The sequence below is a fragment of the Enterobacter sp. RHBSTW-00318 genome, assembly GCF_014101375.1.
GTDB lineage: Bacteria > Pseudomonadota > Gammaproteobacteria > Enterobacterales > Enterobacteriaceae > Enterobacter > Enterobacter ludwigii.
The window spans coordinates 1,292,130-1,305,784 of the sequence record NZ_JABXQH010000001.1 but is presented as its reverse complement, the minus strand read 5'-3'; the positions used below and the strand labels follow the sequence as shown (position 1 = coordinate 1,305,784).

Annotated in this window: 11 protein-coding genes; 1 reads left to right on the top strand and 10 read right to left on the bottom strand. The window is 40.5% G+C overall.

The features are described from left to right. Nucleotides 1-77: 77 nt before the first annotated feature. From HV157_RS06420 to HV157_RS06380, 9 genes are all read right to left on the bottom strand, one after another. On the bottom strand, nucleotides 78-554 hold the full coding sequence (locus tag HV157_RS06420) for an endonuclease domain-containing protein (RefSeq protein ID WP_000823057.1): 477 nt from the start codon (nucleotides 552-554) through the stop codon (nucleotides 78-80). Next, nucleotides 551-835, bottom strand: coding sequence for a hypothetical protein (locus HV157_RS06415; RefSeq protein WP_000227550.1), 285 nt, complete (start codon nucleotides 833-835; stop codon nucleotides 551-553). Before HV157_RS06415 ends, HV157_RS06420 begins: the two co-directional genes overlap by 4 nt. Nucleotides 836-880: 45 nt before the next feature. Further along, complete coding sequence (locus HV157_RS06410) at nucleotides 881-4,570, bottom strand: DUF1983 domain-containing protein (protein WP_182378436.1); 3,690 nt, start codon at nucleotides 4,568-4,570, stop codon at nucleotides 881-883. Next, nucleotides 4,570-4,986: a hypothetical protein gene (locus HV157_RS06405; protein ID WP_000472316.1), complete on the bottom strand. Its 417-nt coding sequence runs from the start codon at nucleotides 4,984-4,986 to the stop codon at nucleotides 4,570-4,572. The genes HV157_RS06410 and HV157_RS06405 overlap by 1 nt, the downstream gene beginning before the upstream one ends. A gap of 57 nt (nucleotides 4,987-5,043) precedes the next feature. After that, nucleotides 5,044-5,520, bottom strand: a complete 477-nt coding sequence (locus HV157_RS06400) for a hypothetical protein (protein WP_000763877.1) — start codon at nucleotides 5,518-5,520, stop codon at nucleotides 5,044-5,046. A 61-nt stretch (nucleotides 5,521-5,581) separates the two neighbouring features. Then, nucleotides 5,582-8,665, bottom strand: coding sequence for a tail fiber domain-containing protein (locus tag HV157_RS06395; protein WP_182268377.1), 3,084 nt, complete (start codon nucleotides 8,663-8,665; stop codon nucleotides 5,582-5,584). Between the two features lie 12 nt (nucleotides 8,666-8,677). After that, nucleotides 8,678-9,703 carry a hypothetical protein gene (locus tag HV157_RS06390; protein ID WP_000180276.1) on the bottom strand — a complete coding sequence of 342 codons (1,026 nt, stop codon included), beginning with the start codon at nucleotides 9,701-9,703 and terminating at the stop codon, nucleotides 8,678-8,680. A gap of 7 nt (nucleotides 9,704-9,710) precedes the next feature. Beyond that, the gene (locus HV157_RS06385) at nucleotides 9,711-10,109 is read right to left on the bottom strand and encodes a hypothetical protein (RefSeq protein WP_000183389.1); all 399 of its coding nucleotides are present in this window, start codon (nucleotides 10,107-10,109) and stop codon (nucleotides 9,711-9,713) included. After that, nucleotides 10,102-10,398 (bottom strand): hypothetical protein, encoded by a 297-nt coding sequence (locus HV157_RS06380; protein WP_000577166.1) that lies wholly within the window; start codon nucleotides 10,396-10,398, stop codon nucleotides 10,102-10,104. Before HV157_RS06380 ends, HV157_RS06385 begins: the two co-directional genes overlap by 8 nt. Before the next feature lie 293 nt (nucleotides 10,399-10,691). On the opposite strand from HV157_RS06380, the gene HV157_RS06375 reads away from it, so the two are divergent. Then, nucleotides 10,692-11,672: an IS5-like element IS5 family transposase gene (locus HV157_RS06375; RefSeq protein WP_000019402.1), complete on the top strand. Its 981-nt coding sequence runs from the start codon at nucleotides 10,692-10,694 to the stop codon at nucleotides 11,670-11,672. 108 nt (nucleotides 11,673-11,780) lie between these two features. Here the strand turns inward: HV157_RS06375 and HV157_RS06370 are convergent, their stop codons facing one another. Continuing rightward, nucleotides 11,781-13,613 carry an HK97 family phage prohead protease gene (locus HV157_RS06370; protein WP_182378434.1) on the bottom strand — a complete coding sequence of 611 codons (1,833 nt, stop codon included), beginning with the start codon at nucleotides 13,611-13,613 and terminating at the stop codon, nucleotides 11,781-11,783. Between the last annotated feature and the right edge of the window lie 42 nt (nucleotides 13,614-13,655).

Below are 13,655 nucleotides of genomic sequence, written 5' to 3'. Positions count from 1 at the left end.
TATCGAAAGCTTGCAGAACAGGAACAGCAACAGTGTTATAAGTTATAGTAACGAGAAATAGAACAATAAGATAATCTTTAGCGTGTTTTGCCAATGCTTGGAGATATTTCATTTTCATATTTCACCTTTATTTGGTTTGAGTAGACTTTTTCAAGCTCCTTTTTCGTTTTAAGGTTTGAACCTGTAATAGCTTTCATCTCAGAAAGATTTTTTCGAGAGAACGCCTTCTTTAAATCAGGAATAAGTTGTGGATGCGTAGGATTGTCTGAGTAGTCTTTTTCAAGATACTGAACAAGATTCTTCAAAAACTCGATGTAGTCAATTTTCCCATCGAGACCCGAACGTTTAAACTGATGTTTTATTCTGCCCTCTAGGACGTTTGCTTGAGCGATTAATAATCCTCTGCATCTGCCTGCGTTAGAGCCTGTTAATATATGGTCATGGTCAAGATGGGCTTTATTAACTTCATGAATCTTTATGCCAGTTAAAGCACAAAGACCTTTTTGCTTTTGAAAGAGTTCTTGCTTATAAATCGGAATCTCTTTTCTTTTCATTTTCCTCTTAGAACTGCTAGGTCGATATCTAGCTTTGCTGTTCTTCCTTCTAAATTCTTCAAATCAGATTTGACCTCTCGAAATTCATCCTGTTGTCGTGTTATATCGCTTATAAGCGAAGCATCTTTTGCGTCATTAACGGCTATGCTTTTTTCGATGTCTGAGAAACGTTTCTCAAGGTCAATTCGTTTTTCATTGTTTGATTTAATTTCGGCATAAACCCAAGCCAAGAAACCTCCTAGAGCACCCAAGATGGAAATGATCAGTGCTATATCGACCATCTTGAATCTCCTTTTTAAAAGACCTCCTTGTCTTTATTTAGAACGTTATTGTTGTTTACTGATAAAGTAAACTGCTCTTGCTGCGGTCGCATGATTCAAGTCAGCACCGTAACTCAAATCAACAGCTTGTCCCGCATAGATAATGCCTGTACCACCGTTTGAACCACTCATTGCACTGGTAACTGTTCTTACGATTTCTTGACCGTTCGACATATTAATCCATGCAGTTCCGTAGCCCCAAGCACCACCGGAATAAGTTCTGCCTGAAATCGAAAGGTTTGGAATAGAAATTACTCTGTTCCAGTTAACAGCAGGAATATGAACTGTTGTCCACGGATCTATATGACCCATTTTGATAACGTCACCTTCAATTCTGTCAGCGTATACAGTTCCTGTGAAATAACCTGAACCGCCTCTGATTTCACCTGCGAAATAACCAGAAGCTGCTTGAATGTTACCTCTGATATTAACGTTTTGGAAAGAAGCCCAACCGTCTTTTCTGATTGTCCAACCTTGAGTACCACCGGAAGGGAACCAGTTATCAGAAGATATTTCATAAGCAATCTGTGCTGAACCGATCTGAGCATTACCAATTTTCGCAGTAGTAATCGCACCGTTTTCAATCTTCGCGTTGTTAATAGCACCGTTTTGAATCTTAGCGTTGTTAATAGAAGCATCTGCAATCTGTGCTGAACCGATAGAAGCATTACGAATCATTGCAGAATCCATATAAACTCTGTTATCAGCGACCATAAACGGAGCAACAGCACCCGCAGGAGTATTGTTATTCGTTATAGCGATTTTATCAGCGTTAAAAACAATACTAGACTGTTTTGAACCGTCAGGATTCTTATTAGCCAGCATACTGATACCAGCAACAACACCGTCGGCATTAGTCTGAACTGCCCATTTGCTATTAATCGTTCCTGTTAAGTCGTCAACGCTTGCTTTTGATTCTTGACTAACTGTTGCAATAGCTGTGTTTGTTTCAGCTTTCAATTGATTAATTGAACTTGCGGTTGCTTGTCTATCATCAGCTTGAGTTTTTTCAACTTTCGTAATAGCCGAGTTAAGTTTTCCATCAAAGTTAGATTCTTGAATACTGATAGCCTGATTGATAGCGCCATTAGTTTCATTAGTAATCTGAGTATGAAGTTCGGTGTTTTTCGTCGTGATAGTCTGATTTAATTCAGTAGTAACTTTTTGCTCGGATGCTGTAACTTTCGTATCAGTGTATTTGTTAGCGAGGTCTAATGCTTCATCGATAGCACCATCAACACGTTTATCCAAATCAAGCAAATCGTTTAACTGTTCTTTCATATCGTCAGTCCACGGAATATCCCATTTCATATCGATAAACTTCGATTCTGACCAAGTAATCTGGTCTTGTCCGAATACGTCATACCAAGCTGAACGAACATAGAATTGACCATCTTCTAATGGAAAATTATCTAAGAACGGACTTGAACTTGAATAAACGTGAACAATTTCATTAAAACTCTGGTCTTTCGCAATATGAACGATTGTGCCTTTGAAGTCAGGAACTTCAGGCTTATTATCGCGTGGGTCATTCCAAGAGCACATCAGCATTCCAGGACCATTCGAAGCTGTGAAACCTTGAATAGCAGGAGCTTGATTGTTCTTAACAGTAATAACAGCAGGATCTGACTTCATACCAGCGTGACCGTATGCAGTAACAGAAACTTTCAATTCACGACTCAGACCATTACCCAAGTTCATATTAAAGTCATATACAAAACCTAAGTCTTTAGTCTTGTAAATTACAGGACGCTGACCTTCAATTTTGATTTCGTAATATTGAAAAACTTCACCGAATGTCTGTAACGTGTCGTCAACATAGAATTTCTGTGCGCTCTGGTCGTCCCAGGCGAATTCAAATTGAGTCTTGTTAGTGGTGTATTGATTTTCAACTGCGTTCACTAGGTGCAGTCCTGTAACGACTGGTAAGTTATACATAACCTCAGGGTTAACGTTATTGACATAAACCCAATCTGAACGATACACAACACCAGAAGCACAAACACGAATATCAAATTTCTGATTAGGGTCAAGACTCATAATCAAGAAATAATCGCCTGATGTGAAACCTGCTTGAATCCAAGAGTTCTTACCAGCAAGACTATACTGAATATAATAACCTGCGCGATTATAATCAGGTTCAGACGTCCATTGAACTTTCAGAGTTCTTCCTAAAGCTGTTTCAGCAACTGCTTTAACTGTCAGATTCTTAGGAGCAATCAGAACAGATTTATTAGGAATGTTGCTTCCTGTGTTATCAGGGTCTTTCGCGTAGTCAAGATTGGTATAAACTTCTTCGATATATTCAGAAGCAGTAATAGTAACGATACCAGCAGCACCTTTATTCATCGAACGATCGATATTAGTAATACGCCATAATGAATTCACAAGTTCCAGTTCAGAGAAATTAACTCTGATAACATCCCAGACCTGTGCGGTATAAGCATCAGCAGTTGAAAAACTAATAACTTGCTTTAACAGAGATTTGTTACGTTCGATTGAAGCAATTTTATCCAACTGAGATTTTGATTTCACGAATCTGTAACTGATATCTTTAGCGATAATACGTTTATCTTTCGCGATTGTTCCATCATTTGTTACGTCAGACGGATAACGCAGAACTTGGTCAGAATAGTCAATCGACGGATCTTGATATTTCACGTTCAGAGTATTGTAATAATTCTCAGAACCGCCATCGTTTAAGCTAACAGTACCAGCGTTAATATTATCTTCGTTGAAGTCATATTGAACAACATCAGGTCCATCGATTCTGCATGTTACTTTACCGAAAGTCTCTGTGATAATACCGTTAAATGCACCTGCAAGCTGAGTTAAGTTTTCTTTGAATGAACCGTTCGGGTCAGTTGCACCATCAGAAAATAAACTGTTCAGTTTTGCATATCGAGCAGCTTCTTTAAAACTATCAAGGTCGATTTTATCAATCTGAATTCCAAGACCGTATCTATCATTTGTTAGATAATCAACAATCTGACTCGGACCGTTGTTCGAGGAAACGCGTTCTCCTGTGTTCAGATCTGTAATCAAACGTCCTCTAACGTCAACAGATACTTGACTGTTAGGTTGCAGGATATCAGCTTGGTTTTGAAGGTCTGAGTTACGTTTGCGCATAACAACACAACAAGCAGCGATGTTATTACCAGTAGCAGAATCAGGCCAGCCAGCATCTGAATTTCCTAGATGTTTCTGAGCAAGAGTAAAAACGTGACCGTATGGCTTACCAGTTGAGAATTCAACTTCAACATATTGCTGATATTCAGCAGCGATTGAACGTTTCGGAAGAACACCGTCTTTATAAACGCCATCAAGTAAGATTTTCTGATTATCCATATAAAGGTTTTTGAAGCTATCAACTTCACCTTCACAGATTGCAAAGATCTGAACCAAATATGTCGTATCAACGCCAACAGCTTTCCAAACGTTAATCGTACCTGTACGCTGTTCACCATAGATAATAGGAATAACACTTGATGGATCTGACGTTGTTCCTAATGTCGTTGCTGTGTCTGTGCTGTTAAATCGGGGAACGTTCTGCGCCATCTGAGTTGACATCAAAGCAGAAACAGCAGCAACAGCGACACCAATACCAATTGCCAAAGCAAGAGCAGCACCCGCAGCGTAAGCAGCAGCAGCCGCGGAAGCACCTGCGATAATTGCACCAATAGCTACAATAGCCATTATTTTCTCCTGTTAAAAATTAATTCAAAATTAAAATCGTTGACGTTTATCAGTTGATATTTATTTTCATGTTCAACTAATGCTCTATTATTAAAAACGATAGATGCAACGTAATAGACACGGTTTTTATGTTTTTTCTTAATTAAGATAACCGAGCCTGTTTCTATAGTTTCTGATTTCTCAAGATGCGTTTCACACGCTTCGAGAACGTTATTAAAACCAGTTAGCTCTTTGCAAATCTTGAGACCTTCAGGAATACTCGTGTATTTGTCTTTTAATTTGTCTGTGTATTCAGTAGCACAAACAAGGTCGATATATTCAGCAACAAGGATATTACAGTCGTTTTGACCGAAAACGTGTTGCTGATTGATATAGCGGTTAAGTAATTTTGATAAGTCAGCTTGAAATTTAAACATGTTTCACCTCTGACTTTATTTAGAGCCAAAAAAAGACCCCTTGCGGAGTCTTTTTAATTAATCACTTGATGTCAAATCAACAACACCAGAAACAACAGGACCACCATCAACACTCAGTGTCATTGTCAGACCTTGAACTTCTGATTCACCGCCATTATGAACAGCGCTTGACAAGAAGCCGTTATAAACTTTTGCAACACCCAGTTTTTTAGTAGCATCAATCCAATAAACGATTTTAAACTGACCACGTTTACCATCTTCCGCAAGCTTAATCAGAACATCATGAACGCTTTCTGGAATATAGTTAACGGTCAAGTCGATATCAGGAACAGAGCCACGACCAACCAGTTTACGGGAGTATTTGTGAGAGAAGTTAGGAGCTGTAATAACTTCGCGTTCAATACCCGTAGAAGGGAATGCACCAGTTTCAGGAATTTCAACAAACTTTTCTGAATTCAGATCGGTGTTTGCAATTTCTGAGTTATAGAACACACTGACGTAAGAGCCAGCAAAAATATCAAATTTGTCTGCCATTTTTAATTTCCTATTTGAGTTAATATAGTTTATTTAGCAAAGGGGATTTCTCCCCTTTTTGTTATTTAGCTTCAAGTTCTTTAACGCGAGCACTTAATTCCTTGATAGCATTAACCAGCAACGCGTTTACAGCAGCAGAGTTAACACCAAGAATTTCGTCAGGTCCGAAAGAACTAACAGCTTCTGGTAATACTTCTTTCAGTTCTTGAGCAATAATACCTGCTTCACGAACTTCGAATGAATATTCAGTTTTGACTAAATCAGATTTCTTATCGTATACGTAACCAGTAAGTTTCTCGACTTTATCAACTGCGTTTTCAATTTCTTCAAAGTTCGATTTCAGACGTTTATCAGAAGTGCTAACCCATTGGATCGCATTTGCTGTTCCATTACCGAGGAATAGATAGTCTGCACCACCAATGTGAAGTGCAGCCTCGGGAGCAGAACTACCCGGATTATAAATGTCCATCGCAGCACCGTATTCTGTGCCCCAATGAACATGTTTCCAGATATTAATACATTTATCACGAGTCTGAGCTTCAACAATCATTCCCGCAGGACGATCACGCCACGCTGACCACTGCGGCCAACCGTCAACGACACCTTGAATCATCGCATTGCTTGCCCCGGTTCTAACGTTTCCAACATAAACACCGCGAGACTCATTATGGGTGTTAATCGTAATTGACCGATCAATTGTCAAACCAGCTGTGTTAAAGGTTGCGATTTGAATACCATTAGTAAAAATGCTTAAGTTTCCGTCCGTAACTTGTCGAATACCTGTATCGTTATCACCAAACGCGATTGAGTTTCCACCTAGTACGTTGTCCGTGTTAATACCAAAACTTGTTAAACGATTTGTTTCAACAGAAGGAGTATTAATTTTTCCAGGAACAGCAAAACGACCATCGATATCAAATTCATAATTAGCCATTTTACCGAACGTCGATTCTTCTTTCGTCCCAACACGAAGAATTCCTTTGCCCCATGAATTAGCTGGTCCTCTAATAGTTCCTAATTCAACAACAGTAGAGAATCCGTGTCCTACGGAAACAGAGTTCATCGAATATCCGGGATAATAATCACTTTCACCAGCAACTGCTCCGAAGTTAATCTGCATAGGAGCATTTTGTCTCCATTGATTAGCGTAAGCATGATCATTGGTTGCTGCCCATCTTGCACCATCAATTTGAATTGTATTATGCTGAATATCCATCGCGGTATTAGTACCAGTCTGAACCGTCACGGATCCGTTAGTTCTAAGAGTAACACCAGATGACGTAGAGAAATCATTTCTCATATTCTGAGACCAGACAATATCGAGATTCTCACTTGTCTTGCCAAGAATCCAGGTATTATTGCGACCGTCCATATTGCCAGACATATAACTTGCCTGATTCGACGCAGGAATATTCAACTGAATAGCATTAGATTCGCCGTTGACAGAAACACCACTTGCAAGATTCAATCGACCATTGGTGTTTAATGAACCCATCCAATATTCAGGAGTATCACCATGAAACCAACATATAGAGTTATCCAGCCTATCGTCAGGATGATTAGCCATTGCCAACTCATGATAAATGGATCCAGCACCAACGGCTCTAACTTTTCTTAAATGATTTGATTGTTGCTCAGGAGTGTTCCAGTCGGGTAAGCTTTCCGAGTCATACCATCCGTAAGGCTTATTATTATAAATCGTTTTATAGAAACTTGCAGGGCCAGCAACACCAAGACCTTCTTTAGTATCAATATAAGTTCTGCCTGAACCTCTCAGATAATGATTATATTTTCCACCATTAACTAATCCGAAATAAGTCGTGGCGTCACCAATGTTATTACCGTCGGTTGTCGTATCGATATTAATTAATGAATAACCTTCAGGAGCCATCAGATTCGAATCACCATCATCACTTCTGAAACGGAAATGAGTTTTTCTATTAAAGTAGTTTTCAGATCCTGCAATAGAAGCTGTTACAACGTTATTTGAATAGAAGTTTAACCATCCGTCTTCTCTCCATTTAAAACCAGTGTCGGAATCACCAATCGCGATAGAGTTTAAACCCAGTGAATTTCCAACGGCAAAGTTGCTTGCAACGGACATTAAAGGAGTTGTTACTGCATCAGTGATTCTAGCTTGACCTGAAATATCAATTGACATTCCTCTGCCTGTTTTTCCCCAAGTCATGGTCATTAGATCTAATGCGTCGGTTCCTTCGTTAGCATCACGACGAAATAACAGTCGATCATCCGTATCCGTTGCGTATGCAATTTGATGAATAGTCTTTGAAGTTCTGCCGTGGTTTTCAATACTCAGAACATCACCGTTATTACCAGCAGGTGTAACTTTCAAAGTTCCTGCGTATACATTACCAGCAGCATGAACAGAAGGAACAGTTAAGTCGCCAGTCATCGTGTCGCCAGCTTTATTAACTTTGGTGTCAATCATGTCTTTCAGAGTCTGATTATCAACAGTCAAACGGTCATTAACTGCTTTAATCTTTTCGTCAGCATCAGCTTTATTCGCATCAACTTTCGTATTAATAGCCGTGTCGTTCTGGTCAACTTTTGAATTCAGATTATCAACGCGAGTGTTAATAGCAGCGTCGTTAGCATCAACTTTCTGTTCGAGTTTCGTCAGGTCAGCACTTGAACCTGTTTGAACTTTGCTGATTTCAGAATCAACGTAATCTTTACGCGTAGCGCTATCAGGAGCAACAGGAGCAGCAGGCAAAGATAACTGACCATTACCGTTAAGCACGAAGTCAGAACTCTCTCCTGTAGCTTTTCCTTTCGCTACCGTAACACGAAGTTCACCTTTAGAGTCTGTCTGAGCAGGAGAACTAATACGTGCTTTTGCTTTGTCGTGTTCATCAGCAAAAACAATATCGCTTTTATCAAGATTTTTTAAAGTCAGATTAGAATCGGATTCAATATCACTTGCTTTAATTTTTCCAGTAAAGGTCTGACCGCCTTCAACAACAGCATCAGCACCATTACCGATGTTAATAACAGCGTCACCGAATTTAGTAAAAATCTTTTTATCGGCTAAGTTAATAGCGATTTCACCATCAAGCATGTTTTTCGCTTCTGGCTTTCTTCCGGCGACGTCTGTTCTATAATGTTTAACTTTATTATTTGCCATTTTCTTTATCCGTTAAAATACTCCTGCGTCTAAGGTTTCTCCTAACGCTACACAATTAATCTCTAATGGCGTTGGTTTATTACTTGGAGAATAGACTTCTTTGCCTTTGACCTTGACAGAAGTTGAGTTAATTTCATTACTATTTAGAGCCAAGATTTCACCTTGTGGCGCAGAAATCTTTTTACGAACGTTCAGATATTCCTGAATAGTCAAAGATCCTTTGAGTTCTCCACCAGTAATAGGCAAAGCATTAATATCTTCAGGAGTTGGACGTTCAAGTTCTGTATAGACTTTGACCCACGGAGATTCAGTAACAGTTTCACCGCTTTGTTGTTTGTTTCTGATTCTGATGCTTGGATTACCGACTGACGAACCAATAAGCTCCCAACCTTGACCATCAGGATGCTGAATAGCCATAGCAGACGTGCCAGAGTTATAAGGGTTATCGCTGTTTGTTGCATCGACTGTTACACATCTGTTACCAGTTAATAATCCTAAGTCTTTAACGCCTGCGATTTCTTCTGTACCAGCACCAATACCATAATCGCCAACGTTTAACGGAACTGAGAATTCAGCAAAACCTGTAAACAACTGACCATCAGGAGAAAGATTAAAAGTTGTTGTAACGACTGAGTTAGCCGAACCTGATGTTTCTTTCTTCGTTACATAAGCATTAAAAATATGATAAAGACCAGCATCATTATCTTTCTTTGTTTCTCCATCGATAACATAAAGACTTCTGAATCTAAGGAGTTTCTTTTCCATAAGAGCTTCATCAAGCAACTGATAAACTGGGTCAGAACTGTCTTCAAATAAGCTTATTGAAGTGTCGTTAATTGTTACGTCACCTGAAAGTTTCGTTGTGAAATCGGTTCTGTAATCTTCTAGTGTCTGAACTTCTTTTCTAAATCCGATAACAGGGAATGCAGCCAGTTTATCAGTGCTTACATAACCTGGGTCGTTATATCCTGGGATTTCAACGATTAGCGGATTAACTGAAACTCTGACGTTATTTCCTACAAAAATATCGTTTGTCATTTTAGTCTCACATTAAGTATTCGAAAGTTAAAATTATTTGTGCGCTAACATGACCATTTGATGCTTCACTATCATAATCAGTGAAGCTCGAACTTGGATAAATCTTATCGATTTTAAATGGGATAAGTTTTTCATGATTAGCTTTAATAGAAATTAAGTCGTAAACGGCTTTGTGAACGCCTGTTTCGCTTTTCTCTGAGAAAATATCAATCGTAATACTAAGAACACTTGCAAGTTTCGATTGCAAACCGATTCGCGTATATTCTTCTGTCATTCCTGGAATCATTACTTGAACAGGTTCTTTAACACCAGTTGTGAAAGCGTTTTTGACGTATTTCAGATTAAGTTCTTTAACGATTATTTCTTCCAGAGCGCGTTTAATTCCTAAACGTGGCAGATTAGTCATAGAATGATGTCTCCTGTTCGCCTTTAAATGCCAGATAACAATTAGCAAGTCCTGAACCATCATTAACAAGATACGCAATGGTATACAGAATCTCGTTTAATAGAACTTCATCTTCTTGCTTAACTTTATTGATATCAGCGGTTATATAGATTGTCTCGCTTACTTGTCCGTTATCGTTGTTAATCTCAATTTCAACAATACCGAGTTCATCAGAATCGTTAATTTTGATTTTCTGTCCGAAACGAGTTAAGAAAGACTGTTTTTGTTTTTCTGAATATGGAAAAATCATGTTGTCTCCTTTTTATTATATTTAGTCCAGAAACGAAAAAAGGACTCCCGAAGGAGTCCTCTGATTATTCAGCAGTTTCAGCTTTCGCTTTCGCTTTTGCTTTTGCTTTTCTTAGGCTTGTTTTTCGTGCAGGAACAGACGATCATCAGCACAAACTTTCCAATCGATATCAGCCCAAACGCGAGGAACGATAGCGCCTTTGTTACGGTAAGTTGTGTCGTCTAGGGAAGGTGCGAACAAGTCCCTGATATGAGATCATGTTTGTCATCTGGAGCCATGGAACAGGGTTCATCATGAGTCATCAACTTACCTTCGCCGACAGTGAATTCAGCAGTAAGCGCCGTCAGACCAGAAAAGAGATTTTCTTGTCCCGCATGGAGCAGATTCTGCCATGGCAAAACATGGTGGAAGTCATCGAGCCGTTTTACCCCAAGGCTGGTAATGGCCGGCGACCTTATCCGCTGGAAACCATGCTACGCATTCACTGCATGCAGCATTGGTACAACCTGAGCGATGGCGCGATGGAAGATGCTCTGTACGAAATCGCCTCCATGCGTCTGTTTGCCCGGTTATCCCTGGATAGCGCCTTGCCGGACCGCACCACCATCATGAATTTCCGCCACCTGCTGGAGCAGCATCAACTGGCCCGCCAATTGTTCAAGACCATCAATCGCTGGCTGGCCGAAGCAGGCGTCATGATGACTCAAGGCACCTTGGTCGATGCCACCATCATTGAGGCACCCAGCTCGACCAAGAACAAAGAGCAGCAACGCGATCCGGAGATGCATCAGACCAAGAAAGGCAATCAGTGGCACTTTGGCATGAAGGCCCACATTGGTGTCGATGCCAAGAGTGGCCTGACCCACAGCCTAGTCACCACCGCGGCCAACGAGCATGACCTCAATCAGCTGGGTAATCTGCTGCATGGAGAGGAGCAATTTGTCTCAGCCGATGCCGGCTACCAAGGGGCGCCACAGCGCGAGGAGCTGGCCGAGGTGGATGTGGACTGGCTGATCGCCGAGCGCCCCGGCAAGGTAAGAACCTTGAAACAGCATCCACGCAAGAACAAAACGGCCATCAACATCGAATACATGAAAGCCAGCATCCGGGCCAAGGTGGAGCACCCATTTCGCATCATCAAGCGACAGTTCGGCTTCGTGAAAGCCAGATACAAGGGGTTGCTGAAAAACGATAACCAACTGGCGATGTTATTCACGCTGGCCAACCTGTTTCGGGCGGACCAAATGATACGTCAGTGGGAGAGATCTCACTAAAAACTGGGGATAACGCCTTAAATGGCGAAGAAACGGTCTAAATAGGCTGATTCAAGGCATTTACGGGAGAAAAAATCGGCTCAAACATGAAGAAATGAAATGACTGAGTCAGCCGAGAAGAATTTCCCCACTTATTCGCACCTTCCCTAGGTCAAGAGCAAGACCTTCCCACTCAGCTACGGTTACAGCAGAGAAGTCACCAGAGATAACCTGACCTTCTTTAACAAGACCGGAACCGATAACATCATGTCCGCCCAGTTTGTTCAGGTCGTCGATGATATAACCAGCAACACCAGCGTCACGCAGAGTGGTTTTCAAATCACCTTCAAGAGCAGCAGCCATCAAATATTTGAACTTGTCCATTGCTACGCCGTCGCCTTTAGCTTTAGCAGCTTCAACAACGAATTCTTTGTAGGTCATTCCCATCTGTTTTGCTACTAACTGAGCAACGATAGACTGAGGAGCTTTTGCGTCGGTAATAGAACCGAACATCAGACCTTCCAGTTTAGCGCGTGAGAAATTCACGATATGGTCAGAAATGAACGCACCCAGATTAGGCAGAGTCAACAGAGCTTGACGAGAAATCGGGTTACCACCAGTAAATGTCTTAGGCATAAACTGAATGTTTTCGAATTTGCTTTCGCCTTCTGGAGATTCACCGTTTTCATCAACGAAACCGAATGCATCAACACTTGATTTTGTCTGCTTAGGAACAGAAATCGGAGTAGTCAGACCAGTCAGGAAGTTAACTCCCAGCTTATCAGCAACAGTGTCTTTCAACAGCATTTCAACGAATGAATCATAACGCTGAACAGTTTCTTGTACTGCGGAAACAGTTGATACAGTGTTAATAGCGCGTTTGCCTTGCAGAGCACTAACTGGCATATAGATACCTTGAGAAACGTTAGCACCGCGCATCAGACGCTTACGGGACATTTCTTGAGTATATTCAGCAGCAGCACCGCGAACAGCTTTACCATTCATCATAGAGCGAACAGCATCGCCAAGGTCGAATTTATTTTCCAGAGTTTGTTTAGTATCTTTAGTCATGTTGCGAATCACCGTTGCAGATTTATTAGGTTTAATAGAGCGTTTGAATTGACGTGCGGTCATGCCTTTAGCGATAGCGCTTGCAACGTCTTTCTGTGCTACTTTGTAGCGTTGTGCGATTTCAAGAATTTCTTCCGCTTCTTCTTCGCGTTCTTCTTCTGTCAGTTCGTCACCAGCAGGAACAGCAGCAGGAGCGTCATCAGTTTTTTCAACAGCAGAATCACCAGCGTTTTCATTTTCAACGACTACTTCTTCCAGAATTTCTTCACGCTTTGCACGATCTTCATCGGACAGCATTTCAATTTCATCGATAGTCATTTCTGCCAGTTCATCTTTAGTCATTTCATCAATACGTTTCATTCGAGTACCTTTGTTAAGTTTGTTTGTTGTATCTGTATTTAGTAGTCTTCCCAAACCGACTTTATCGTCAGCAGGAACAGTGACGAAAGAAATTTCATATGGTGCCCATTTCGTAACAATAAGATTGTCGCCTTCTAAGTGATATTCATTAATGTCATATCCGAAAGAGATTTTACTAATTGTTCCTTCTTGAACTTTTGCACCGATTTCTTTAGCTAATTCACCGTGTTGACTGAATTGGACTTTTGCTCGTCCTATTTTGTCTTCATCGATTCGAACAGAATCAGGAATAACGATTCCCAAGTGTTTATCAAAATCATGGTTAAACAGCAAAGCAGCACCGTTATTAATTCGGGTCAAGTCAGCGTTATGTGAGCCGTCATGAACGAGAATTTCATTAACAGTAATGTTTTGACCGTATTCATCCTGAATCTGTCTTTCAACAGGAGTTTCAGAACTGAACGCAATTTCAAAAACACCATCAACAGAATCAATACCCTGAACTGTGTAATCGCGCTTAAGTTTTAGCATTACCAGTCCTCTGTTGGAGCGTCTTTCGACGCTCTTTGTTTT